22 protein-coding genes and 1 tRNA gene are annotated in these 23,885 nt (G+C 71.1%); 9 read left to right on the forward strand and 14 right to left on the reverse strand.

Features of this window, described 5'->3' with window-relative positions; genetic code table 11:
• Positions 1–7: 7 nt before the first annotated feature.
• From ASD56_RS11430 to ASD56_RS11440, 3 genes are read right to left on the reverse strand one after another with little or no spacing between them, the layout of a single operon-like run.
• Entirely contained in the window at positions 8–943 is a 936-nt protein-coding gene (locus ASD56_RS11430; RefSeq protein ID WP_235565664.1) for a type II secretion system F family protein, read from the reverse strand.
• Positions 940–1,797, reverse strand: coding sequence for a type II secretion system F family protein (locus ASD56_RS11435; protein WP_055965680.1), 858 nt, complete (start codon positions 1,795–1,797; stop codon positions 940–942). Before ASD56_RS11435 ends, ASD56_RS11430 begins: the two co-directional genes overlap by 4 nt.
• On the reverse strand, positions 1,794–2,945 hold the full coding sequence (locus ASD56_RS11440) for a CpaF family protein (RefSeq protein ID WP_055965682.1): 1,152 nt from the start codon (positions 2,943–2,945) through the stop codon (positions 1,794–1,796). Before ASD56_RS11440 ends, ASD56_RS11435 begins: the two co-directional genes overlap by 4 nt.
• A 103-nt stretch (positions 2,946–3,048) precedes the next feature.
• Between ASD56_RS11440 and ASD56_RS11445 the strand changes: the two genes are divergently transcribed.
• From ASD56_RS11445 to ASD56_RS11455, 3 genes are all read left to right on the forward strand, one after another.
• Positions 3,049–3,261: a PLDc N-terminal domain-containing protein gene (locus ASD56_RS11445; protein WP_055965947.1), complete on the forward strand. Its 213-nt coding sequence runs from the start codon at positions 3,049–3,051 to the stop codon at positions 3,259–3,261.
• Positions 3,262–3,329: 68 nt separating this feature from the next.
• Positions 3,330–3,411: transfer RNA gene (locus tag ASD56_RS11450), tRNA-Leu, on the forward strand.
• A gap of 56 nt (positions 3,412–3,467) precedes the next feature.
• Entirely contained in the window at positions 3,468–4,259 is a 792-nt protein-coding gene (locus ASD56_RS11455; protein ID WP_055965684.1) for a DedA family protein, read from the forward strand.
• An 11-nt stretch (positions 4,260–4,270) separates the two neighbouring features.
• Here ASD56_RS11455 and ku read toward each other — a convergent pair whose 3' ends face one another.
• A complete protein-coding gene (ku, locus tag ASD56_RS11460) occupies positions 4,271–5,197 on the reverse strand; it encodes a non-homologous end joining protein Ku (protein ID WP_055965686.1) in 927 nt (308 codons plus the stop codon).
• Between the two features lie 46 nt (positions 5,198–5,243).
• Here ku and ASD56_RS11465 point away from each other — a divergent pair, with 46 nt between their 5' ends.
• Positions 5,244–7,721 carry an ATP-dependent DNA ligase gene (locus ASD56_RS11465; protein ID WP_055965688.1) on the forward strand — a complete coding sequence of 826 codons (2,478 nt, stop codon included), beginning with the start codon at positions 5,244–5,246 and terminating at the stop codon, positions 7,719–7,721.
• Positions 7,722–7,724: 3 nt separating this feature from the next.
• Here ASD56_RS11465 and ASD56_RS11470 read toward each other — a convergent pair whose 3' ends face one another.
• The 4 genes from ASD56_RS11470 to murI form a co-directional block, all read right to left on the reverse strand.
• Positions 7,725–8,645, reverse strand: coding sequence for a cation diffusion facilitator family transporter (locus ASD56_RS11470; RefSeq protein ID WP_055965690.1), 921 nt, complete (start codon positions 8,643–8,645; stop codon positions 7,725–7,727).
• Between the two features lie 81 nt (positions 8,646–8,726).
• Positions 8,727–9,338, reverse strand: coding sequence for an RdgB/HAM1 family non-canonical purine NTP pyrophosphatase (gene rdgB / locus ASD56_RS11475; protein ID WP_055965692.1), 612 nt, complete (start codon positions 9,336–9,338; stop codon positions 8,727–8,729).
• A complete protein-coding gene (rph, locus tag ASD56_RS11480; RefSeq protein ID WP_055965694.1) occupies positions 9,338–10,087 on the reverse strand; it encodes a ribonuclease PH in 750 nt (249 codons plus the stop codon). Before rph ends, rdgB begins: the two co-directional genes overlap by 1 nt.
• 8 nt (positions 10,088–10,095) lie before the next feature.
• A complete protein-coding gene (gene murI, locus ASD56_RS11485) occupies positions 10,096–10,923 on the reverse strand; it encodes a glutamate racemase (protein WP_055965696.1) in 828 nt (275 codons plus the stop codon).
• A 41-nt stretch (positions 10,924–10,964) separates the two neighbouring features.
• Between murI and ASD56_RS11490 the strand changes: the two genes are divergently transcribed.
• Positions 10,965–12,299, forward strand: a complete 1,335-nt coding sequence (locus ASD56_RS11490; protein WP_055965698.1) for a nicotinate phosphoribosyltransferase — start codon at positions 10,965–10,967, stop codon at positions 12,297–12,299.
• On the opposite strand, the gene ASD56_RS11495 is transcribed toward ASD56_RS11490, so the two are convergent.
• From ASD56_RS11495 to ASD56_RS16500, 3 genes are read right to left on the reverse strand one after another with little or no spacing between them, the layout of a single operon-like run.
• A complete protein-coding gene (locus ASD56_RS11495; RefSeq protein WP_055965700.1) occupies positions 12,278–12,544 on the reverse strand; it encodes a DUF3039 domain-containing protein in 267 nt (88 codons plus the stop codon). The genes ASD56_RS11490 and ASD56_RS11495 overlap by 22 nt on opposite strands.
• A gap of 31 nt (positions 12,545–12,575) precedes the next feature.
• Complete coding sequence (locus ASD56_RS11500; RefSeq protein ID WP_055965702.1) at positions 12,576–14,141, reverse strand: hypothetical protein; 1,566 nt, start codon at positions 14,139–14,141, stop codon at positions 12,576–12,578.
• Entirely contained in the window at positions 14,117–15,400 is a 1,284-nt protein-coding gene (locus ASD56_RS16500; protein ID WP_235565665.1) for an ABC transporter ATP-binding protein, read from the reverse strand. Before ASD56_RS16500 ends, ASD56_RS11500 begins: the two co-directional genes overlap by 25 nt.
• A 196-nt stretch (positions 15,401–15,596) precedes the next feature.
• Between ASD56_RS16500 and ASD56_RS11510 the strand changes: the two genes are divergently transcribed.
• From ASD56_RS11510 to ASD56_RS11520, 3 genes are all read left to right on the forward strand, one after another.
• On the forward strand, positions 15,597–16,289 hold the full coding sequence (locus ASD56_RS11510) for a phosphocholine cytidylyltransferase family protein (protein ID WP_055965706.1): 693 nt from the start codon (positions 15,597–15,599) through the stop codon (positions 16,287–16,289).
• A 77-nt stretch (positions 16,290–16,366) separates the two neighbouring features.
• On the forward strand, positions 16,367–17,239 hold the full coding sequence (locus ASD56_RS11515; protein ID WP_235565667.1) for a hypothetical protein: 873 nt from the start codon (positions 16,367–16,369) through the stop codon (positions 17,237–17,239).
• A 53-nt stretch (positions 17,240–17,292) separates the two neighbouring features.
• Positions 17,293–18,672: a maltokinase N-terminal cap-like domain-containing protein gene (locus ASD56_RS11520; RefSeq protein WP_055965707.1), complete on the forward strand. Its 1,380-nt coding sequence runs from the start codon at positions 17,293–17,295 to the stop codon at positions 18,670–18,672.
• Here ASD56_RS11520 and ASD56_RS11525 read toward each other — a convergent pair whose 3' ends face one another.
• Positions 18,673–19,962 (reverse strand): CDP-glycerol glycerophosphotransferase family protein, encoded by a 1,290-nt coding sequence (locus tag ASD56_RS11525; RefSeq protein ID WP_055965709.1) that lies wholly within the window; start codon positions 19,960–19,962, stop codon positions 18,673–18,675.
• Positions 19,963–20,071: 109 nt separating this feature from the next.
• Between ASD56_RS11525 and ASD56_RS11530 the strand changes: the two genes are divergently transcribed.
• Positions 20,072–21,097 (forward strand): glycosyltransferase, encoded by a 1,026-nt coding sequence (locus ASD56_RS11530; protein WP_055965948.1) that lies wholly within the window; start codon positions 20,072–20,074, stop codon positions 21,095–21,097.
• Between the two features lie 18 nt (positions 21,098–21,115).
• Here ASD56_RS11530 and ASD56_RS11535 read toward each other — a convergent pair whose 3' ends face one another.
• Together ASD56_RS11535 and ASD56_RS11540 are read right to left on the reverse strand one after the other, a co-directional pair.
• A complete protein-coding gene (locus tag ASD56_RS11535; protein WP_055965711.1) occupies positions 21,116–22,579 on the reverse strand; it encodes a CDP-glycerol glycerophosphotransferase family protein in 1,464 nt (487 codons plus the stop codon).
• On the reverse strand, positions 22,576–23,862 hold the full coding sequence (locus tag ASD56_RS11540; RefSeq protein ID WP_055965713.1) for a CDP-glycerol glycerophosphotransferase family protein: 1,287 nt from the start codon (positions 23,860–23,862) through the stop codon (positions 22,576–22,578). The genes ASD56_RS11535 and ASD56_RS11540 overlap by 4 nt, the downstream gene beginning before the upstream one ends.
• Positions 23,863–23,885: the final 23 nt, after the last annotated feature.

Raw genomic sequence — 23,885 nt, forward strand, 5'->3', positions numbered from 1 at the left:
GGGAATGTCAGCCGATGCCGAGTCGAAGCAGGAAGATCCCGGGGAACACCGCGAACAGCACGCTCAGCGGCAGGATCAGGAACACGAGGGGGACGAGCATGTAGATCTCTTTGCGGCCGGCCTGCTCGATGAGGCTGCGCTTGGCGTCCTCGCGGGCATCCAGCGCCTGCGAGTGCAGCACCTGTGCGAGCGGGGCACCGCGGTCGATCGCGGCGACGAGCTGGTCGACCGAGCGCGTGAGCGCGGGGATCTGGAGCCTGTCCGACAGCGCGGTCAGGGACTCGGGCAGTGAGCTTCCGGTGCCGACGGCGACGACCACACTACGCAGCTCGCCGGTCAGCTCGCCCGCGCCGACGTCGCTGACGCGCCGGAGCGAATCGAGGATGCCCTCCCCCGCCGAGAGACACAGCGCGACGAACTCCAGCACGGTGGGGAGCTCCTCCTCGATGCGTGCCACCCGTGCGCGCGCGGCACGGGACAGGGCCATATCGCACGCGAGTGCCGCGCCCACGGCCATGACGGGCGGGACGAGGACGAGCGAGGCGGACGCCCGACCGAAGAGCACGAGGGCGACGACGACGGCGCCGCCGAGCGCGAGGCCGACGACCGCCCACCCCAGCTGACGTGCCCGGAAGGCTGCGGCATCCGTCGTCCTGCCGGCCTGACGCAGCCGGCGCACCACCGAGTCGTCGCCACCGATCACCTGCGAGAACCGGAGCTGCGCCCCGGCCCAGAGACGTCCGAGGTCGCGGGCGGGCAGGCCTGGGGAGCCCAGTCCGACGCCGCGCGGATCAGTCACGTCGCGGATGTACGGGGCGATGCGCCGCGCCAGGCTCGGCGCACCCCAGCGCGGCGCGAGCGAGACGAGCAGGCAGACGCCGAGCCCGAAGGCGGTGCCGAGCACCACCGCGAAGGCGAGATCGTCCACGCCGGCCACCATCATCCGAACCACCTGCGCGGCTCGGGAAGGCGGCCGAGCGAGATCATGATGCGGAACGCCACGAACGACACCGCCGCTCCCGCGAGGATCAGCGCCACCCCCTCGGGGCTGCCGTAGGCCTCCGCTCCCTCGGGCCGCATCGCGAGGAGGGCCAGGATCACCCAGGGCGCCGCGACCCCGAGCACGGCCGCGCCCCGGATCCAGGACTGCCGCGACTCGACCTCGGATCGGAGGGACGTGTCGGCCCGCACCGAGGAGGCGAGTGCTCGCAGCACTGGGGTCAGTTCGGTGCCGCCGACCTGCCGCGCCATGCGCAGGGTCTCGATGATCCGGTCGGCCACGGGATCCGCGAGAGCGATCTTCAATCGCGCGGCACTGGAGTCGAAGTGCCCGGATGCCGAGACGTCACGGCCGAAGGCCGCGAACGCCGGTCGCAGCGGCAGCGGAGCCGACTCGGCGAGGCTGGCGACCGCATCGGGCAGCGACATCCCGGCGCGCACCGAGGCGATGAGCAGGTCGCAGACGTCGGGCCATAGGGCGCGGCGGGTGCGCAGCAGGCGCGAACGGCGGGCCCGCAGCCACGCGAAGGGCGCGATTGCGCCTGCGATGCCGGCGACCACGGCGAGGGCCGCGACCTGCGCGATCAGCCAGGCCAGGGCGGCGGCGACCACGGCGAGCGCGCTGGCCACGACGATGACGGACGCCGGCGAGACACGGGCCAGGCCGGCATCCTCGAGAAGCCGGGAGAGTCGACCCGGCGCGGCGACGACGGGCTTGCCCGTCCCGCGCGGCCACAGCCACGGCGACAGCGTCAGCAGGATCCCCGCCGCGAGCGCCGCGCCCCACACGAAGGTCATGCCGCGCTCAGTCCGTACACGGTGCGCGCGGTGATGGCCGACCCGTCGACTCCCGTCGGCGCCACGATCTCGGCGACGCGGCGCACTCCCGACGCGTCGCGTTCGCAGTGGACGACAAGATCGACGGATGCCGCGACCGCCGGCAGCACGAAGGCGGCGTCGATGTTGCGACCGGCCAGCAACGGCAGAGCGGAGAGCTTGCCGAGCGCTTCGCGCGCCGAATTGGCATGGATCGTCGCCGCGCCGGGAACGCCCGTGTTGAGAGCGAGCAGAAGATCGAGCGCCTCGGCGTCGCGCACCTCGCCCACGACGAGGCGATCCGGCCGCATGCGCAGGGCCTCCTTGACGAGCCGGCGCAGCGTGACTTCGCCGGTGCCCTCCAGGCTCGGCTGGCGGCCCTGGAGCGCCACGAGGTCGGGAGCGGCGACGGCGAGCTCGAAGGTCTCCTCCACGGTCACGATGCGGTGGTCGGGCGGGCAGGCGGCGATGAGCGCGCCCAGGAGCGTCGTCTTGCCCGCGTGAGTGGCCCCGGACACGAGCACCGACGCCCCCCGCGCCATCGCGCCCCGCAGGTACTCCGCGCCGTCCGCCGTGATCGAGCCCGCCGCCACGAGCCGGTCGAGGTCACGGAATGCGGGAAGGAACTTGCGGATGTTCACGGCCCAGTGCCGTCGCGTGATGTCGGGGATCACCACGTGAAGCCGCGAACCGTCCGGCAGGGAGGCGTCCGCGAACGGCTGGCTCAGGTCGACCCGGCGACCCGTGGAATGCAGCATCCGCTCGACCAGATCCCGCACGGCGGAGTCGGTCAGGCTCAGCGGCAGCCGCTCCGGGACTCCGCCGCGCGCGACGAAGATCCGGTCGGGAGCGTTGATCCACAGCTCCTCGACCGTCGGGTCGTCGAGGTAGGCCTGCAGCGGCCCGTACCCCGAGACCGCGGCCAGTACCTCGCGTACACACGCCGACTCGTCGTCGACCGGCGCCAGACCTCGTGCCAGCGCGTAGTCGTTGTGACGGCGCACCTCGGCGCGGGCGACCTGCGCCGCGAACTCGGGGTCGCGGGCGGGGTCTGCGTGCTCCGCGCGCAGTCGTTCGCGGACGCGCTCCGCGACGAGCGTCGCGGGAGCGGGTGCGAGGGACGAGGGCACCGCCCAATCCTCGCAAGCCCGGCAAGCGGCATCCGGAAGTTATCCACAGGTGCGCCGAGAGGTCCGGAGGGGCAGGATGGATGCCGAGCAGAAGGAGCGGTCCATGACGCACGAGAAGAAGCAGCTCTCCCCCGGCACTCAAGCGGCATTCGGGGTGGTCGGCCTGGTTCAGGTCGCGTTCGCGTTCCTCGCCTTCTGGGATCTGGCGCACCGTCCCGCCACGCAGGTGCGCGGACCGAAGCCCGCCTGGATCCCGGCCATCCTCGTCAACTGGATCGGCCCGGCGAGCTACTTCCTGTTCGGCATCAGGCGCTGACGCACCACTCGACCCGGGGGCCAGCCCCACAGCCGCCGTTCACCTCGCTCAGTAGACTGAACCCACTCGCGGGAGTGGTGGAATTGGCAGACACGCAGGATTTAGGTTCCTGTGCCTCCGGGCGTGTGGGTTCAAGTCCCACCTTCCGCACGTAGTCGCAGACGCGACGCACCTCCGCCGACCCCTAAGACCGACGGGAACGAATCTTGCAGCCGATCGCCCTCATCCCCTGGCTCGACCCTGCCGCGATCATCGAATGGGCCGGCCCCTGGGCGCTCGTCGTGGTGTGCTTCATCGTCTTCGCCGAGACCGGCCTGCTCGTCGGGTTCCTGCTGCCCGGTGACACGCTGCTCGTCATCGCCGGACTGCTCTCGCACTCGACGCCGGCCGCGCCGAACGGCGTCTTCGGCCTCAGCGTGTGGTGGGTGGCGCTGCTGATCGGACTCTCGGCGTTCATCGGCGGCGAGGTCGGGTACTACATCGGCCATAAGGCGGGCCCGGCCGTCTTCGAACGCAAGGAGAGCGGGGTCTTCAGCGTCAAGAACGTCGAGCGCACCAACGCGTTCTTCGAGCGCTTCGGCGGACTGACGATCATCCTGGCCCGCTTCGTCCCGATCGTGCGCACGTTCGCCCCGGTTGCGGCGGGCGTCGGCCACATGCACAAGGGCAAGTACACGCTCTACAACCTCATCGGCGCCGTCCTTTGGGGCTTCGGTCTCACGATGCTCGGCTATGCGATCGGCTTCATCCCCTGGGTGCGCGACCTCGTCACCGAGTACATCGACGTCATCCTGCTGATCGCCGTCGGCGGCACCGCGATCGTCACGCTGTGGCACTACCTCTCCGAGCGCCGCAAGGCCAAGAAGGCCGCCGCAGCCGGCGAGGACGTCGTCACCGACCACCAGGAGGCCGAGGCGCTCGTCCTCGACGCCGAGGTGTTCGAGCGCGGCCCCGAGCACCACGACGGCCACCACGACGACACCGCCCCCAAGCCCTAGCGGGCCAGGGTTTAGGACGCCTTCGCGGTCTTCTTCTTGGCTGCGGGCTTCTCGGACTTCGGCGCCGCCTTCTTGGCGGCCGGCTTCTTCGCGGGCGCCTTGGCCGCGGCATCCGTCTTCGACGACGTCTTGGACCCGCCGCCCGAGCGCGCCGCACGCGACTTCTCGACGCTGGCGCGCAGCGCCTCCATGAGGTCGATGACCTCTCCGCCGGTGTCCTCTTCCTCGTGGTCGCCGAAGGTCTCGGAAGTGTCGAGCGCGTCGCCCTTCTCGAGCTTCGCCTCGATCAGGATGCGCAGCTCGTCCTGGTACTCGTCGGCGAACTCGGACGGATCGAAGTCGCTCGCGAAGCTCTCGACGAGGGATGCCGACAGCTCCAGCTCCTTCGCCGAGATCCGCACCGTCTCATCAAGCGCCGGGAACGCGGCCTCGCGCACCTCGTCGGCCCAGAGGAGCGTCTGCAGCACCAGCACGTCGCCGCGCACGCGAAGGGCGGCCAGCCGCGTCTTCTGGCGCAGCGAGAAGCGCACGATGGCGGTGCGATCGGTCTGCTCGAGCGTCTTGCGCAGCAGCACATAGGCCTTCGGCGACGCGGAGTCGGGCTCGAGGTAGTACGCCTTGTCGAGGGTCAGCAGGTCGACCTGCTCGCTGGGCACGAACTCGACGACGTCGATCTCGCGGCTCTTCTCGGCCGGTAGCGACGCGAGGTCCTCCTTCGTGAGGACGACCGTCTTGTCGCCGTCGTCGTAGGCCTTGTCGATGTCGGAGAACGGCACGACCTCGCCGTCGATCTCGCAGACCCGCTGATAGCGGATGCGCCCGCCGTCCTTGTTGTGCACCTGGTGCAGCGAGACGTCGTGATCCTCGGTCGCCGAATACACCTTCACCGGCACGTTGACCAGACCGAAGGTCAGTGCGCCTTTCCAGATCGCCCTCATCACACCAGTACACACCTGTCACACCGGTCGCGGCTACCCTGAGTCCATGCCGCGCGCGGAACAGATGGTGAGCATCGGCGGCCGGCGCCTGCGCGTGACCAATCTCGACAAGGTCCTCTATCCCGAGACGGGGACCACCAAGGGCGAGGTGATCGAGTACTACACGCGCATAGCGCCGCTGCTGATCCCTCATGTCATCGGGCGGCCCGTCACACGGAAGCGGTGGCCGGAGGGCGTCGGCACGGAGGACGACCCGGGCATGGTCTTCTTCGCGAAGGACCTCGAGCCGGGCGCGCCCTCCTGGGTGAGACGGATGCCGATCCCCCATTCCACCGGCACCAAGCACTACCCGCTGATCGGCGACATCCCGACCCTCGTCTACCTCGCGCAGGCGGCGAGCCTCGAACTGCACGTGCCGCAGTGGCGCTTCACGCCCGACGGTGACCGCGGCTACGCGGACCGTCTCGTCTTGGACCTCGACCCCGGACCCGGCGCCGGCATGCCGGAGTGCGCGGTCGTCGCCTCCTGGGCGCGCACCATCCTCACCGACATGGGGCTCGAGCCCTATCCGGTCACGAGCGGCAGCAAGGGCATCCACCTCTATACGGCGCTGCCGCCGGGACAGACCACCGAACAGGCGTCGATGATCGCCAAAGAGCTCGCCCGCGCGATCGAGGCGGATCACCCCGACCTCGTCGTGAGCTCGATGAAGAAGGCCGAGCGCCACGGCAAGGTGCTCATCGACTGGAGCCAGAACAACGGCGCCAAGACGACGATCGCGCCCTACTCCCTGCGGGGGCGTCACCATCCGACGGTCGCGGCGCCCCGCACCTGGGACGAGCTCGACGACCCCGGCCTCCGGCACCTCCTCTTCGACGAAGTCCTCGAGCGCATGGATTCCCTCGGGGACCCGATGGCACCGCTCGGGTTCCACGCCGGCGGGCGCGAGGCGGAGGCCGGGCCGCTGTCGGCGTACATCTCCAAGCGGAGCGCTTCGCGCACGCCCGAACCGGTGCCCGAGAACCCGCTCGGCGCCACCCCGCACGGCGAGAAGCCGATCTTCGTGATCCAGGAGCACCACGCCACCGCTCTGCACTGGGACTTCCGGCTCGAGCACGACGGCGTGCTGGTCAGCTGGGCCGTCCCGCGCGGCGTGCCGCACAGCTACAAGCGCAACAACCTCGCGATCATGACCGAGGACCACCCGATGGACTACGCGACCTTCGAGGGAGTGATCCCCGCGGGCGAGTACGGCGGCGGCTCGGTCACGATCTGGGACGACGGCCGCTACGAGTTGGAGAAGTGGCGCGACGACGAGGTCATCGCGACCCTCGAGGGCAGGCCCGGCGGCCCGCTCGGCCGCGTGCGCCTCGCGCTCATCCGCACCGAAGGCGAGGGCGAGAAGTCGAGCTGGCTGCTGCACCGCATGAAGACGGATGCCGCGGGCCGGCCGCAGCCGGACGGCATCCCCGTCGAGGCCAGCCTGCAGGCGGACGAGCGGGAGCCCCTGCCTCGTGCGTCCGCGCCGTCCGCCGCGTGGCCGCCCAGCCCTGAGGATCTTCGCCCCATGCTGTCGACGATCGCGACACCCTCGATCGCGAAGCAGGCGGCGGCTCGATGGGGTCCAGAAGCATGGGTCGAAGGCAAGTGGGACGGCATCCGCGCCGTCGGCGTCTGGGACGGCTCCCGGCTGCGCCTGTACGCCCGCAGCGGCAACGAGCTGACCCACCGCTACCCGGAGCTGACCGACCTCGATGCCGGGCTCGGCCCGGCCCCGGCGGTCATCGACGGCGAACTCGTCGCCCTCGAGCCCGACGGCCGGCCGAGCTTCCCGCTTCTGCAGACCCGCATGAACCTCGAGCGGGCCGGCGACATCGCCCGCGAGGCGCGGCGCACCCCGGTGCGGTACTACCTGTTCGACATCCTCGTCGACGGCGGCCGCGACGTCACCGGACTTCCCCTGCACGAGCGGCGCGGCATCCTGGAGCAGCGCGCTGCGGGCGCGATCGCACCGATCTCCGTGCCGCCCGTGTTCGACGACGTCGACGACGCCCTCGAAGCGAGCGGGACTCTCCGTCTCGAGGGGATCGTGGTCAAGGACCCGAACTCGACCTACAGACGGGGCCATCGCTCGGAGTCGTCGCTGAAGGTCAAGCACACCAGCACGCAGGAGGTCGTGATCGCCGGCATCCGTCCGGGCAAGGGCGGACGCAGCGGCACATTCGGCTCGCTGCTGCTGGGAATCCCGGGCCCGGACGGCCTGCAGTACGCCGGACGCGTCGGCACGGGCTTCAGTGACTCCACCCTCAAGACGCTCCTGCGCACGCTCACGCCGCTCCGCACGGACGAGAACCCGCTGGTCGGCGTCCCGTCCGCCGATGCGCGCGACGCGCTGTGGGTGCGGCCGGAGCTCGTCTGCGAGGTCGAGTACGGCGAGTTCACTCCCGGAGGCATCCTCCGCCACCCGCGCTGGCGAGGGCTCCGGCCCGACAAGAATCCCGCCGACGTCCGCCGCGAGGACTGAGCGTCACGCGTGGGCGTCGTGCTCGACGTGCCCGGCCGGCTCGAGCTGGAACGTCGAGTGCTCCACGTCGAAGTGCTCGGAGAGGCACGACTGCAGCTGGCTCAGGATGCCGGCGGCGCGTCCATCTCGCATGGCGTCGTCGTCGACGACGACGTGGGCGCTGAACACCGGAGCTCCGCGTGTGAGCTGCCACACGTGCACGTCGTGGGCGTCGACCACCCCCGGCGTGGAGAGGATGTGGTCGCGGATGTCGCGCACCTGCGTGCCCTTCGGCGCCGACTCCGCGAGCACCGAGAACACCTCGCGCAGCAGGCCGATCGCGCGCGGCACGATCATCACCGCGATCAGGAGGGACGCGATGGCGTCGGCCTGCACCCACCCCGTCACCACGATGACGATCGCGGCGATGATGACCATCGCCGAGCCGAGGAGGTCGCCGAGCACCTCGAGATAGGCGCCGCGCACGTTGATGCTGCGCCGCTGCGCAGAGCTGAGCAGCCACATGGCCACGGCGTTCGCGATGAGGCCGATGACCGCCACCACGAGCATGAGGCCGCCCGCGACCTCGACCTCGGCCGGATCGAGCAGTCGCTGCACGCCCTCGAACGCGACCCAGACCGACAGTGCGATGAGGATCACGGCGTTGACCAGCGCGCCGAAGACCTCCGCGCGCTGGTAGCCGAACGTGCGCCGGTCGTTGGCCGGCCGAGCGGCGACAGCGGTGGCCACGAGCGCGATCACGAGGGCGGCGGCATCCGTGAACATGTGGGCCGCGTCCGCCAGCAGCGCGAGTGATCCCGACAGGGCCGCCCCGACGATCTGCACGACCATGACCACGGTGGTGAGCGCCAGCGACAGTGCGAGCAGTCGCCGATTGCTCGCACCCCGGAGGCCGCCCTCCGGCGCGTGCGCGTGATCGTGCATGGGTCCAGGCTAGGCCCGGCGAAGCCTCAAGAGCCGCGGCCGGCGCAGTCGGGAATGATCGTGATTCTCAGTCCCGCGAACTCAGATCAGGGTGAGCAGGGGCGCAAGTTCGCCGAACGCCCGTGCGCGATGAGACATCGCGTTCTTCTCGGCCGCGGACCACTCGCCGACGGTCCGCTCCTCGCCCGCCGGCTGACCGTCCGGGATGAAGATCGGGTCGTACCCGAATCCGCCTGCGCCGGACGAGGCCTCGGCGAGGCGTCCCGGCCAGCGTCCCTCCACGACCTGCTCGCTCGAGGCGTCGCCCGGCACGACCAGCGCGATGGTGGAGACGAACTGCGCGGTGCGGTTCGGATCCCGGATGTCCGACAGTTGATCGAGGAGCAGCGTCAGGTTGGCCGCGGCATCCTTCGCGTGACCGGCCCAGTACGCGGAGAACACGCCCGGCGCACCGCCGAGCACGTCGACGCAGATCCCGGAGTCATCCGCGAGCGCCGGAAGCCCGGTGTGCGCGGCCGCCGCCCGCGCCTTGATGAGCGCGTTCTCGGCGAACGTGACGCCGTCCTCGACCGGCTCGGGGCCGTCGTAGCCGATGACCTGCAGGTCGGGGCGCGTCGCCGCGACGATCGCCTGAAACTCCTCGACCTTGTGGCGGTTGTGCGTCGCGAGCACGATCTGTCCGGCGGGCGTCATCAGACGGCGCTCTCGGCGGGAGCGAGCGCCGTGAGCTGGTGCTCGCGCAGCGAGGCACAGCCCGAGACGCCGAGCTCGAGAAGGGCGTCGAGTTCGCGCTTGTCGAAGGGAGCGCCCTCGGCGGTTCCCTGGACCTCCACGAACAGCCCGCGGCCGGTGACCACGATGTTCATGTCGGTCTCGGCGCGGACGTCCTCGACGTAGGCGAGGTCGAGCATGGGCTCGCCGTCGATGATGCCCACCGACACCGCGGCCACCGAGTCGAGCAGCACCTGCGACTTCTGGCCGATGAACTTCTTCGTGCGGCCCCATTCGATGGCGTCTGCGAGCGCGACGTACGCGCCCGTGATCGCGGCCGTGCGCGTGCCGCCGTCGGCCTGCAGCACGTCGCAGTCGATCACGATGGTGTTCTCGCCGAGTGCCTTGGTGTCCACGACGGCCCGCAGCGCGCGCCCCACGAGGCGCGAGATCTCGTGCGTGCGACCTCCGACCTTGCCCTTGACGCTCTCACGGTCGTTGCGGCTGTTCGTGGCCCGCGGCAGCATCGCGTACTCGGCGGTGACCCAGCCCTTGCCCTTGCCGGTCAGCCAGCGCGGCACGCCGTTGGTGAAGGAGGCCGTGCACAGCACTTTCGTGCCGCCGAATGAGATCAGCGCAGAGCCCTCGGCATGGCTGCTCCAGCCTCGCTCGATCGTGATCGGACGCAGCTGGTCGGTGGCGCGGCCGTCGGCGCGGACGAGGTCGGTCATGGTGCTCCTCAGGAACGGTGGGTGGGAAGCTCGATGGCACCGGTCTGCACGAGCTGCACCTCGCGCACCTCGCGGCCCATGAGTCGGTGCGCAAGGCTCAGGAAGTCGTCCGCGGACGCCCCCGTCGCCTCGTAGACATGAGTGGGCACGACGCCCGGGCCGGCGAGCAGATCGCGCGAGACCAGCTGACGGTAGACGTCCTTCGCCGTCTCGGTGTCGCTCGAGACGAGCGAGACATCGGGGCCCATGACGTAGCTGATCGCCCCTTCGAGGAACGGATAGTGCGTGCAGCCGAGCACGAGGGTGTCGACGCCCGCATGACGCAGCGGCGCCAGGTACTCCTCGGCGACCGCCAGCACCTCGGGAGAGTCCGTGACGCCGGCCTCGACGAACTCGACGAACCGGGGGCAGGCCTCGGCGAACACCGTGAGGTTCTCGTTGACCTCGAGCATGTCCTGGTAGGCGCCGGACCCGATCGTCCCTGCCGTGCCGATCACGCCGATCCGCCCGTTGCGGGTGGTCGACATCGCGGTGCGCACGGCGGGGCCGATCACCTCGACGACGGGCACGTCGTAGCGCTCCCGCGCGTCGCGCAGCATCGCGGCCGACGCGGTGTTGCAGGCGATCACGAGCATCTTCACGCCCTGGTCGACCAGCGTGTCGAGGATCTCGAGCGCGTAGCGCCGCACGTCCGCGATGGGCTTGGGTCCGTAGGGTGAGCGCGCCGTGTCGCCGATGTAGAGGACCGACTCGCGTGGCAGCTGCGCCGAGACGGCGCGAGCCACGGTGAGCCCGCCGACACCCGAGTCGAAGATTCCGATGGGGGCGTCGTTCACGATCCCCAAGCCTACGCCAGCGGCTGGTTAGGCTGACCCGCATGGATTCCTCGCGCAGCACCGCCCTCCTCACCGACCGGTACGAGCTGACCATGCTCGAAGCGGCGCTGCGGGACGGCACCGCCCAGCGCCGCTGCGTGTTCGAGCTCTTCGGGCGGCGCCTGTCGGGCGGCCGCCGGTTCGGGGTGGTGGCGGGCACCGGCCGGCTGCTGAGCCTCATCCGCGACTTCCGGTTCGGCGAGGACGAGCTGCGCTTCCTGCGGGACGAGCGGGTGGTGGATGCCGCGACCCTTGACTACCTCGAGGGCTACCGGTTCACCGGCTCGATCTCGGGATATCGCGAGGGTGAGCTGTACTTCCCGGGCTCTCCGATCCTTACGATCGAGGGCACGTTCGCAGAGGCCGTGCTCCTCGAGACCCTGGCGCTGAGCGTCCTCAACCACGATTCCGCGGTCGCCACCGCGGCCGCCCGCATGAGCATCGCCGCCGGTGACCGTCCGCTGTCCGAGATGGGCTCCCGCCGCGCGGGCGAGTCCTCCGCCGTCGCGGCGGCGCGCGCCGCGTACATCAGCGGCTTCGGGGCCACCTCCAACCTGGAAGCAGGACGAACCTGGGGCATTCCGACGATGGGCACCGCCGCGCACGCGTGGACGCTGCTCCACGACAGCGAGGAGGACGCCTTCCGCTCCCAGATCGAGGCGCTCGGCACCGGCACCACCCTCCTCGTCGACACCTACGACATGCGCGAGGGCGTTGCCACCGCGATCCGCGCCGCCGGCACCGGGCTCGGCGGTGTCCGGCTGGACTCGGGCGACCTGCCGGTGGTCGCGGCGGCCGTCCGTGCGCAGCTCGACGAGCTCGGCGCGACGGGCACGCGCATCACCGTGACGAGCGACCTCGACGAGCACGCGATCGCGGCGCTCGCGGCATCCCCCGTCGACGCGTATGGAGTGGGCACCTCGGTGGTGACCGGCGCCGGCACGCCGACCGCCGGCATGGTCTACAAGCTCGTGGCACGCCAGGGATCCGACGGCGGCTGGGTGGGCGTGGCGAAGGCCTCGACCGACAAGGCCTCCAAGGGAGGACGCAAAGCCGCGTTCCGCACGCTCGAGCGCGGGATCGCCTCCAGCGAGCTCATCGTCGTCTCGGACGGGTTCGAAGACATCGAGCCGGCGTCGGCACACCCGGACGCGCGCGCACTGCAGGTGCAGCTCGTGCAGGACGGAGAAGCGGATGCCGCGCACGAGGGCGCCGCCGGAGTGCAGGCGGCACGCGCCCACCACGCCGCGGTCCGATCAGAGCTGCCGCTTCACGCGCTCGCGCTCAGCCGGGCAGATCCGGCGATCCCGACGGTCTACGCCGAGAGGGACTCGTAGATCTCTTTGCAGGTCGGGCAGACCGGGAACTTCTCGGGATCGCGCCCGGGAGTCCACTTCTTGCCGCACAGTGCGCGCACCGGCTTGCCGGTGATGGCGGACTCGAGGATCTTGTCCTTCTTCACGTAGTGCGAGAAGCGCTCGTGATCGCCGGGTTCGATGCTCTCTTCGCGAATGAGCTCTTCGAGCTCTCGGTCGAGGGTGGCCAGACCGCCTTGGTCCGGGCCTTCGAGAGGGGTGCTCATGGTCAGCCAGTGTAGTCCGAGGGCGGACGGGTCAGGTCGACTCGGCGAACTCCATCAGCTGTCCGCCGCGATGCGAGAACACGCGCGCCCCGGCGGCGACGCCGATGATCAGGATGATCAGGCCGCTCGCGAGACCGACCCACAGGGCCAGTGAGGCATTGTCGATGTCCTCGAGCGCGAGCCAGGCGATCCACAGCGTCGGCGCGCTCAGCACCACCGCGCCGAGCATCACCAGGCTCTGCGAGATCGCTCCCCCGGGCCCGGTGCGCTGCGGCTGCTGGAACGGGCTCTCCCCCGGGCGCGAGACGGCGTACGGACCCAGGACCGACGCGACCGACGACAGCCCCAAGGCAGCGAGGAAGAGCGCCGCGCACACGCCCACCATGGCGGGCAGCATCGCCCAGCGGCCGTGGAGGGAGATGGCGACCGGGATCGCCACCGCCAGCACGGGAAGGCTGATCAGGAGTACGGGGACCAGTCGCCCGAGGCGATCCGCTCCTCCACGCACGCCACTGGCGATGTGCATCCAGACGGCGGTCGAGTCGTAGGCGAGATCGTTGTGCGGCAGCCAGCCGAGCAGCAGCGCTGCGAACGGCACCGGCACCAGCACGGCGAACTCCCATGGCACGCCCGCGACCAGGAGCGGAACCACCGTGACCGCCGCGGCGACCGGGATCACGAGCATGTTGACGATGTACCGCGGGTCGCCGAACCAGTACATGAGACTGCGGGCGGCGATGGCGCCACCCGCGGTGCCGGGCGCGACGCCGAACCAGCCCAGACCGCCGCGGTCGCGGCCCACGGCGGGGCGCTCCGTCGTGGTGAGCAGTCGCCGTACGAGCAGCCCCCACAGCAACGCGAGGATCACGAGAGTGCCGACGGCGACCAGCAGGGCCGACCCGGCGCGACCGTCGCCCGCGGCCACCAGCCCGGGAGCCGCCCACGCGGCGCCGATCGGGGTCAGCGCGAGGATCTGCATGGCCTCCAGCAACTGACTGGGGACCTCGCCCTGCCATTCCAGCGAGGCGAAGAAGACGCCGACCGGAACGACCACGACGAGGACGGCGAGCAGGAACAGGCCGGACAGCTCGCGTGATCGCCGCTCGCGGAGGAAGAGGGAGGCGATCGCCATGCCCACCCGGGCCAGCATCGAGCAGGTCAGCACGCCGAGGATCGCACCGAGCGCGCTCACTGCCGCGGGAACGCCGTGCGCAGTCCAGACCACGGCGGCCGACGCGGCGACGGCCGACAGCACCAGGATCGGGACGCTGATGATGCCGACGAGCGCCAGGACCGCGGCCAGCGGCCCGCGGCGCAGGCCCAGCACGGCGAAGCGGCGCGGATCCAGCGGGTCGTCGACGCTCGCGAGCAGCGGTGCGAGAGCGAAGCCGAGAGTGACCGCCGAGCCGCCGAGCACCGTGACGGCTGCGACGACGTCGGCATCGGCATCCCGCAGCGTGAGCAGCGCCCAGCAGGCGGTGAACGTCGCGGCGGCGAGCACGAGCAGCCCGAACACCACACGGACGACGTGCCTGACGTCTCCGCGCAGGCCGCCGAAGAGCAGGGCGATCCTCAGTCGGAGAACGTGTGCAGCCACTCGAGACCCTCCACGTCGCTGAGCCCGCCGGCCAGCTCGATGAACCGCTGCTCGAGGCTGAGCTCGCCGCGTACGGCGTCGACGGTCCCCTCGGCCAGCACCTGCCCCGCCACGATGACGGCGACGCGCGAGCAGACCCGCTGGACGAGCTCCATGCCGTGACTGGAGAGGATCACCGTGCCGCCGTGGGCGACGTACGCGGAGAGGATGTCGAGGATCACGGCGCTGGAGACGGGGTCGACCGACTCGAAGGGCTCGTCGAGCACCAGCAGTCGCGGCGAGTGGATCATCGCGCCGGCCAGCATGACCTTCTTCGCCATGCCGGCGGAGTAGTCCGACACGACGCGCCCGAGCGCGTCGGTGAGGTCGAAGGCCCGCGCCAGATCTGCGGTGCGGCTCTCGACGACGGCGGGCTTCAGCCCGCGGAGCACGCCGTAGTAATAGAGGAGCTGACGACCCGTCAGCCGGTCGAACGTGCGTAGCCGGTCGGGCAGCACGCCCATCAGCCGCTTCGCCTGGTGGGGGTGGCGGGCGGCGTCGATGCCTCCGACGCTGATCGTGCCGCGGTCCGGCTCGAGCAGGCCCGCGATCATCGACAGCGTCGTGGTCTTGCCGGCGCCGTTGGGGCCGACCAGGCCGTAGAAGGTCCCGGCGGGGACGGTGAGGTCGATGGAGTCGACGGCGTGCGTGTCGCCGAACCGCTTGGCGACGCCGCGGAGGACGAGCACGTCACCCGCGGTGGCGGTGGCCGGGAGCACGGGAAGCGGAAGGTCCTCCACTACTGCGGCGGGGACGATCGGCACGTCGGGCACGGGCACTACGATCGGGGGCTGCTCTACCGGCGCCTCCTCGACCGGGGGCACCTCGACCGGGGTCACCTCGACCGGGGTCTCCTCGACCGGGGTCACCTCGACCGGGGTCTCCTGAACCGGAGTCTCCTGGACCGGGGGCAGGGGCGGCATCGGGGGGATGACGAGCTCGGGCTCCGCGGGCGCGGAGCGCGTCAGGTCCGCGGGAAGCGGTGGCGGCGGACCCGGGTCCGCGATCGCCTCGCGCTTCACGGGCACCGGCTGCGCGGCGGCCGGACGGGTCGCCTTGCCCGCGCTGCTCCCCTTCTTGCTGGGCGGCTTCCGCGGGGCCGTGCGCGCGTCAGTCGTCTGCTTCGCGGCGCTCGCCGAGAGCGACACGACCGGAGCGCTGTCGTGACGTTCCGGCTCGTCCGGATCGATGTCGTTCGGCATCGGCAGGGAGACTGTCACCGGTCCAAGGTATCAAGCGCCCGGCGCGCGATGGCAAGGCGCGACGCCCGTCTTGACAAACGGCGTTATGTCACGAATCGACAACGGCGGGGCTGCATTATGCGCGTTCTCAGGTGCCATCGATACCATGGGCGAGGCACGAAGGGGTGTCAAGTCGGTGAACCGACAGTGAATCGCACACTTCAGGAGCAGACCTTTGACCCTTCAGACCGTTATCCTCGCAGCCGGAATGGGCTCGCGCCTCGGGCGCAGCCTGCCCAAGCCGCTGACCGAACTCGCTGACGGCCGCAGCATCATGCAGCAGCAGCACGACAACATCCGTGCGGCTTTCGGCGACGACGCCGAGATCACCACGGTGGTCGGCTACCGCGCCGAGACCATCGTCGAGGCCTTCCCCGACGTCGACTACGTCTACAACGACCGCTACGACCAGACGAACACGTCGAAGAGCCTGCTGCGCGCCCTCACGACCACCGGCAAGAGCGGGGTGCTCTGGATGAACGGCGACGTCGTGTTCGACCCGCGCGTCCTCGGCCGCGCCATCGAGCTCATCGAGCGCGATCAGTCCTTCGTCACGGTGAACACCTCGAAGGTCAGCGACGAAGAGGTCAAGTACACCGTCACGTCCGAGGGCTTCATCAACGAGCTCTCCAAGACCGTCAAGGGCGGCATCGGCGAGGCCGTCGGCATCAACTACATCTCCAGCCGCGACAAGAAGGCGTTCATGCGCCAGCTCACCCGCGTCGACGACCAGGACTATTTCGAGCGCGGCCTCGAACTGGCGATCGCCGAGGACGGCGTCCTGCTCGAGCCCCTCGACATCTCTGACCTGTACGCGGTCGAGGTCGACTTCGCCGAGGACCTCGAGCGCGCCAACCTGTTCGTCTGATCGGTCTCACTGCCTGGCGCGGCACGCGCTGTCAACCCTGAGCAGCCGTCCAGCGTCGTGTGGTTAGTATCGGCGCGATGACCGACAAGGTGCACAGCATCCATTCGCTGCCAACGGACTCTCCGTGGCAGGGCGGACTCGCGCCCGTGGGCTCCGACGAGCATCCGCGCACGATCCGACTTCTCGATCGCGTGCTGGCGATCCAGCGTCCCGTCGTGGTCGCGCATCTGCGGAGCATCCGGCTGCGGCATCCCGACGCCTCTGCCGCGGACATCGTCCGCATCCTGGAGCGCCGCTACCTCGCCGCCGTCACGACCGGCGGCGCCGCGGTCGGTGCGACGGCCGTCGTCCCCGGAATCGGGACCGGGGTCACGCTCGCGCTGAGCGGTGTGGAGACCGTGGCCTTCCTCGAGGCGACGACGCTGTTCGCCCAGTCGGTCGCCGAGGTGCACGGCCTGCAGGTGTCCGATCCGGATCGTGCGCGCGCACTGGTCCTCACCCTCATGCTCGGCAAGGAGGGCGTCGACCTCGTCGCGCAGCTGGCCGGCCAGGCCGCCGGGCGCGGGCCGGCGCGGGACAAGTACTGGGGCGAGCTGGTCACCAAGACGCTCCCTCGCGCGGCGATGGGGCCGCTCGTCGACCGCCTGAAGACCACGTTCATCCACCAGTTCGCCGCCAAGGGCGGGGCATCGTGGATCGGCAAGGCCCTGCCGTTCGGCATCGGCGCGGCGATCGGCGGCGCCGGCAACAACATCCTCGGCCGCCGCGTCCTCGTGAACTCGCGCCGCGGGTTCGGGCTCGCGCCGGCGATCCTACCGGCCGAGCTCGAACCCCGTGCCGGTGCGCTCCCCATCGAGCGCGCCGCCTCGCGCGGCATCTCGCGGGTCGTCGGCCGTGCCCTGCGACGCGCGCCGCGTTCGCCCGCCCCCACCGACGACCGCGCGATGTAAACGCTTGCATTCTCGGGTCGACAGGCCGGTGCGCCCGGGCATACGCTCATGGCATGGACAGCACCCTGGCGTGCCTGGCGGCATGGATGCCCCGCCAGCGCTGGTACGCCGCCAAGGGACGTCCTCCCAGCCTGCGGCTCGTGTCGTGGTGGGATCTCGCACCCGTGTGTGCGGAAGATGCCGATGCGCGCATCCGCACCTATCTGGTCGCCGACGAGGGCGCCCTCCCGATCGTGCTGTACCAGCTCCCCGTCGTCTCACGAGCGACGGAGACGGTCGACGCGCTCCCCGACCACATCATCGGGAGTCCCGAGCCCGGCACGACGTTCATCGACGGTCCGTTCGACCCCGCGTACGCACGCGCCCTCATCCGCCTGGTGACGCGCGGTGGACGTGCCGTCGGGCCGCGCATGGTCGCGACCGGGCACCCGGGCCGCGACGTGCCGCCGGACGAGGACCGCATCGCGACCGTGCACAGCGGCGAGCAGTCCAACACATCGCTGATCTACCGTGGCGACGGGATGCCGATCATCTGCAAGGTGTACCGCCAGCTGCATCCGGGCTTGAACCCCGACATCGAGCTTCCCTCGGCCCTCGCACGGACGGGTTCTCCGCACGTGCCCCGCGCGATCGGGTGGGTGGAGGGCGTCTGGCCGGACCTCGACACGTCGCAGGGGGACGTCACGGGTTCGCTCGCGTCCGCTCAGGAGTTCCTGCCCGATGTCGAGGACGCCTGGCGCGTCGCGCTGCTCGCGGCCGCCCGGGGCGAGGACTTCCGCGGCCCCGCCCGCGCGCTGGGCGCGGCGACGGCCGACGTGCATCTGTCGCTGGCCCGGCTCTTTCCGCGGCGCGAGACGGTGCCCTCAGACCAGGATGCCGCTGCGGCGACGTGGCGGAGACGGCTGACCATCGCGATCGCCGAGGTGCCGGAGATCGCCGACCGCCGCGGCGCGATCGAATCGGTCTACGCCCAGGCCGCGGCCGTGGCGTGGCCCGATCAGCAGCGCATCCACGGCGACTACCACCTGGGCCAGGTCCTTCAGGTTCCCGGACGCGGCTGGGTGCTGCTCGACTTCGAGGGCGAGCCGCTGCGCCCGATGGCCGAGCGCACCCGCGCCGACCTCGCCCTGCGCGACGTCGCAGGCATGCTGCGCTCGTTCGACTACGTCGCCGGCTCGATCCGGCTGGACGACCCGGAACGCTCGCCGGAGTCGGCGCGCGAATGGGCCCGGGCGGCGCGGGAAGCGTTCCTCGAGGGCTACGCGCTCACCTCGGGCGAGGATCTGCGCGGCGAGGCGCCGCTGCTGGCCGCCCTCGAGCTCGACAAGGCCGTCTACGAGGCGATCTACGAGGCGCGCAATCGGCCGACCTGGGTCACGATCCCACTGCGCGCCATCGCGCGGCTGGTCGAGCGCCCGGCCCCCGTGGGCTGATCAGGCTTCGACGGCGTCGTCGAGTTCGGCCTCGTCGGGATCCGGCTCGTCGTCGTCGGTGTCGTCTGCCGACCGCGCGTACCAGGCGTCCCACTCGTCCATGAGATGGCGGACGGCGCCGTGGAAGCGCTCGGTCGCTGCTCCAGGCGACGCGTCGCCGAAGTAGTGGGCCACCCACTGCTCGAGCCGTGCCACCGCGTCGGGGTCGCCGAGCAGACGCTCGGCCTCGGCGACGATCGAGCCTGCGGCCGAGGCGTCCAGCCACTCGCAGGCCGACAGGTAGCCGTGCGTGTCGATCGCAGCAGCGGGGTCGACGGGACGCGTGATCATCAGCGGCTTGTCGGCGGCGAGCCGGTCGTAGACCATCGCCGAGATGTCGACGACGGCGACGTCCGCCGCGGAAAGCTGCCAGCCGAGCTGCGGCCCGTCGTCGAAGACGTGATGCGCCCGAGGGTCCGCGGCATTCGCCGCGGCGATGGCGGCGATGATGCGGCGGTTGGCCTCGCCGTACTCCGGGTCCACCACACCCGAGCGCGGGTGCGGGCGGTAGACGACGCGATGGCGGCCGGTGGCGAGCAGCGCGCGGACCAGCGCCTCACCGTGGGTGCGCACCGAACCGTAGTGGGCTGACGGCCGGTCACCCTCCCACGTCGGCGCGTAGAGCACGACGGTTCGCTCATCCGGCGTGTACGGGAGGGTCCCCGAATAGTGATCGGCCTGGGGGCGGCCGATCGCGATCGTGCGATGGTCGACGTCGTAGTCCCACAGCACCCGAGAGAGCCGCTCCCGAGCGGCATCGCCTGCCACGAAGGCGTAGTCGTACGCCTTGTACTGGTTCGTGGTCATGTACATCTTGTCGGACTCGCCGTGGTTGATGAACACGTGCCAGCGCCGGCCGTAGCGGAACATCTGGAAGTTGCGCGTGTTCTGGTTCACATAGAGCACGACGCGGATGTCCTGCTTCGCGAGGAACCGCTCGAGGTCGCGTACGGTCGGCACGAAGGCCACCGGCGGCGCATCCTCGTTCAGCATCGCGCGAGCGCCGGTCGCTGCCCGGCTGAGCACGACGACGGGCCAGGTCTTCGACAGCTCGGCCAGCGGCTTGTACCACTGCCGCATCTGGTACATGTTCACGGCGCCGTCGGCGAAGTAGACCGCCACGCGGTACTGGAACGGCGGATGTGGCGGGCGCTGCGCGAGAGCGCGGCGCACGTCGATGACCGCCGACCGGTTCTTGACGGCCTTGCGCACCAGCGCAAGGGCTTTCTTCGCATCCGAGACGACACCCACGCTCCCAGACTACCCAGGCGAGCCGTGACATGATCGACCGGTGCAGGTCGAGCAGCGCGGGCGCAGGGACGCTCCTGAAGTCCCTCCCCACGCCGGGGTCACCTTCGTCATGCCCGTCCTCAACGAGCGGGACTACCTCGGACGCGCGGTGGAGACGGTGCTGGCCCAGGAGGTCGACGGTCCGACCGAGCTGATCCTGGCCCTGGCGCCCTCGACGGACGGCACGAGCGAACTGGCCCGTCAGCTGGCCGACGCCGATCCGCGCATCGTGGTCATCGACAACCCCGCCGCCGACATCCCGGTCGGGCTGAATCTCGCGATCCGCGCCGCGCGCTACCCCACGGTCGTGCGCGTCGACGCGCACTCGGAACTCGAGACCGACTACACGCGGCGCGCCATGGCGACCCTCGACCGCGTTCGCGCGGCGAACGTCGGCGGGGTCATGCGCGCCGACGGGCGCACACCCTTCCAGCGTGCCGTGGCCCGCGCCTACAACTCACCCATCGGGCTCGGCGGGGGCGCATACCACGGCGGCACGCAGGAGGGAGAGGCCGAGTCGGCCTACCTCGGCGTGATGCGCCGCTCCGTGCTCGAGGAGATCGGGTTCTTCGACGAGTCCATCCGCCGCGGCGAGGACTGGGAGCTCAACCTCCGCATCCGCCGCGCCGGCTATCGCGTCTGGTTCGATCCATCGCTGTCGGTCACCTACTGGCCGCGCGAGAGCTGGACGCGCCTCGTGCGCCAGTTCGCCGCGACAGGCCGGTGGAGGGGCGAGCTCGTCCGCCGCTTCGGGCGCGGCAACTCGCTGCGCTTCTTCGCGCCACCGGCACTGGTGGCGACGATCTTCGCGGCGATCATCGTGGGCATCCTGCAGGCCACCGGCGTGCTCACCGGCTGGTGGGCGCTCATCGCCTCGGTGCTCTACCTGCCGATCGCCGCGTACGCCATCCTGATCGTCGCGGTCGCCCTCGGCGCCGGCGGCGGCAGAGGGTGGCGCGACAAGCTGTGGACCATGGCGGTCCTGCCGACCATGCACCTCGCGTGGGGCTGGGGCTTCCTGCTCGGCGTGCTGCGCGGCGCGCACGACACGGTCGACACCTCGCGGCTGGGCAGTCGCAACACGCCGCTGCCCTGAGCCCGGGCAGGCCGGGGTCTAGGCCGTCTCGATGTAGCCCTGGTCGAGGATGCGGGCGACCACACGCTCGGCCGCGTGACCGTCGTCGCGCGCGTTGAACTTCTCACGCCACTGGTCGTAGCGCGCCGCGTGCTCGGCGGGGTCCGCCGCCAGCGCGGCGACGAGCTCGTCCTGCGTCCGCACCACGGGACCGGGCGCATGCGCCGCGAGGTCGAAGTAGAACCCGCGCAGTTCGCCGCGGTAGTGCTCCATGTCGGGCACCAGGAAGTACATCGGCTTGCCGGTCACCGAGAAGTCGAACATGACGGAGGAGTAATCGGTGATCAGGCCGTCGGCTGCCAGCAGCAGGAGGGACGTGTCGGGGAACCCGGTCACATCGATGACGCGCGGACCCTCGGCATCCCGTCCCGGCTGAAGCGTGCGCGAGTGGCCTCGAACGAGCACGACGGCGTCGGCCGCCTCGGCGAGGGCCGCCGGGTCGACGAAGTCCACCATCTCGTCGCGGTCGTCGCGCCACGTCGGGGCGTAGAGCAGCACTCGCTCCCCCGGCCGGATGCCGAGGGCCTCGCGCGTCGCGGTCCCGTCGCCGGTGACGAGGACGTCGTTGCGGGGATAGCCCTCGACCCACACCGGACGCGAGAGGAAGGCGTATGCCTTGCCGAGGATGCGCGCGGCGTAGGGGTTCTGAGCGAGCAGGACGTTCCAGCGGCGCGACTCGCGCACCACGGCGGCCATGCGGCGCGGATCGAAGCCCGGCCGGTGCAGCGCGAGCCGCTTGAGCGGCGTCCCGTGCCACGTCTGCAGCACGATCTGCCCGGACCGGCGGGAGAACCGGCGGCGCAGCCAGTCGTTGACCACCAGGAGCCGGGCGGCTCCGCGCGCGCGCCACCACTCAGGGCTGCCCTCGACCACCGGGATCGCACCGTCGGGCACGGCGACGGAGAGGTCCACCACGCTCCAGTAGCGCGTCACGCCCGGCGCGCGCCGGGCGAGCTCGCGGTCGATCGCGAGCGGATTGCAGCTCGCGTTTCTGCCGTAGAAGCTCTCGAAGAACACGGCGTTCTCGAGCCGCGCGGTGCGCGTGGCGTAGCGGCGCTCCAGGGCGTCCTGCCCCTCGCCCGAATCGTAGGCGGGATCCACTGGAGGATCGATCCGCACCGACCACCCGTCGATCCGCGCTCGCAGGGTTCCGAGCCGGGCTTCGGCGGCGTGAGGCGGCGACGGCTCGGAGGTGTCCGACTCACCGGAGCCGTCGGCCCCGTCGATGCGCAGCCGGTACGCGCCGGAAGGCAGCGGCAGCTCGGGTCCGCCCCACCGTGCCGCCCGCAGCGGCAGCGTGACCGTCCACGCGCCGTCCTCGCCGGTGGGCACCGCCGACACGCGGGCGCGGCTGCCGACGAGCTCGACCAGACCGGGTCTGGTCCCGTCGCCAGCGAGCGTCAGCGCCGCGCCGTCATCGGTGGTGAAGCGCGCCTGCGTCATCGGTGTCCCTTCGTCGGCCGGGCCTCGTCGCCGCGTTCAGCCGCAACGGCAAGGATCGCACGGTAGACGCGCTCCGCATTGCCGCCGTCGCGGTAGGTGTGGATGCGGCGGCTCAGGGCCTCGGATCGTTCGACGCGCAGCGCGCGCTCAGCCGGATCGCCGAGCACGGCATCCAGCTCGCAGAGGGCCTGGGTCCAGTCCCTCGACCACTCCGGGCCCGCCACGTCCGCGTAGCGACCGTAGAACCCCCGGCGCTCGGCGTAGGCCTCGACGTCAGGGGCGAGGAACACGACCGGCAGCGGGACGAGCGCGGCATCGAAGGCCAGGGACGAGTAGTCGGTGACCAGGACGTCCAGTCCGGGCAGCAGGGGCGTGACATCGGCGACCAGGTCACTGCCGAGCAGGCGCACCCGATCGGTGGCGCGAGGCGGGCGGTAGTCGCCGGCACCGAGCGGGTGCGAGCGCACCAGGAGCACCGCATCGCGGCTCTCGAGCACTCCGTGAATGGCGTCCCACTCGGCTTCCGAGGGCACCGCGGGATCGGCATCACCGTCGCGCCAGGTCGGGGCGTACAGCACGAGGCGGGTGGTCTCGGGAATGTCGCCGCAGACCGCCGTGATCGTGCGACGGGCGCGCGCTCGGCGATCCTGCGCCGAGCCGTCGGAGAGCACGTCGACCCGGGGTTCGCCGGTCACGGGCACGCGCTCGTCCGGGAGCGCGAACGCCGACTCCAGTCGGCCTCGCACGAGATGCGATGCGGCCGGCAGCACCCGGATGCGCTGCGCCGCGCCGCGGAACATCGCCCCGAGACCGCGCCGGGCCAGCCGCGCGCCGGGTATCCGGGCCAGGACGCCGGGCAGCCGCAGCGTCTCGGGGGAATCGAGCCCGATGCGCTTCAAGGGCACGCCGTGCCAGAGCTGCACCACGACGGCGCCCGACACCGCGTACCGGTTGACGTCGCCGAAGCCGTGGGTCACGACGACCACCCCCGCCCGGGCGGTGCGCCACAGGCCGCGCAGCGATGAGCGCCGAGCGGTCGGGATGCCGAGGGCCGCGGCATCCTGTGCCTCCCGGTCGCCGCCCACGAGCCAGAGCATCCGGTGTCCTCCGGCGGCAGCGACGTTCCAGAGTGCGAGCGCCCCGTCGCCGATGCCGGCGCCGCAGCCGAACACCCACTCGTCTCGCGAGCGAGGCACCAGCAGCGTGAGGATGCGTCCCGCGGCATACAGCGGGAGGGCTGCGAGCTTTCGCGCATTTCCCGCGCCGAACGAGAAGGACGCCACCCCGCGAGCCTATCGCGGGGTGG

It is taken from the genome of Microbacterium sp. Root166, assembly GCF_001427145.1.
Classification (GTDB): domain Bacteria; phylum Actinomycetota; class Actinomycetes; order Actinomycetales; family Microbacteriaceae; genus Microbacterium.

Bases quoted from the DNA above. Each gene is read 5' to 3' on its own strand.
- ASD56_RS11430 (WP_235565664.1), bottom strand. From the start codon at position 943: ATGATGGTGGCCGGCGTGGACGATCTCGCCTTCGCGGTGGTGCTCGGC.
- ASD56_RS11435 (WP_055965680.1), bottom strand. From the start codon at position 1,797: ATGACCTTCGTGTGGGGCGCGGCGCTCGCGGCGGGGATCCTGCTGACG.
- ASD56_RS11445 (WP_055965947.1), top strand. From the start codon at position 3,049: ATGACGCACGAGAAGAAGCAGCTCTCCCCCGGCACTCAAGCGGCATTC.
- ku (WP_055965686.1), bottom strand. From the start codon at position 5,197: ATGAGGGCGATCTGGAAAGGCGCACTGACCTTCGGTCTGGTCAACGTG.
- ASD56_RS11465 (WP_055965688.1), top strand. From the start codon at position 5,244: ATGCCGCGCGCGGAACAGATGGTGAGCATCGGCGGCCGGCGCCTGCGC.
- ASD56_RS11470 (WP_055965690.1), bottom strand. From the start codon at position 8,645: ATGCACGATCACGCGCACGCGCCGGAGGGCGGCCTCCGGGGTGCGAGC.
- rdgB (WP_055965692.1), bottom strand. From the start codon at position 9,338: ATGACGCCCGCCGGACAGATCGTGCTCGCGACGCACAACCGCCACAAG.
- rph (WP_055965694.1), bottom strand. From the start codon at position 10,087: ATGACCGACCTCGTCCGCGCCGACGGCCGCGCCACCGACCAGCTGCGT.
- ASD56_RS11490 (WP_055965698.1), top strand. From the start codon at position 10,965: ATGGATTCCTCGCGCAGCACCGCCCTCCTCACCGACCGGTACGAGCTG.
- ASD56_RS11495 (WP_055965700.1), bottom strand. From the start codon at position 12,544: ATGAGCACCCCTCTCGAAGGCCCGGACCAAGGCGGTCTGGCCACCCTC.
- ASD56_RS11515 (WP_235565667.1), top strand. From the start codon at position 16,367: ATGACCGACAAGGTGCACAGCATCCATTCGCTGCCAACGGACTCTCCG.
- ASD56_RS11520 (WP_055965707.1), top strand. From the start codon at position 17,293: ATGGACAGCACCCTGGCGTGCCTGGCGGCATGGATGCCCCGCCAGCGC.
- ASD56_RS11530 (WP_055965948.1), top strand. From the start codon at position 20,072: ATGCCCGTCCTCAACGAGCGGGACTACCTCGGACGCGCGGTGGAGACG.
- ASD56_RS11535 (WP_055965711.1), bottom strand. From the start codon at position 22,579: ATGACGCAGGCGCGCTTCACCACCGATGACGGCGCGGCGCTGACGCTC.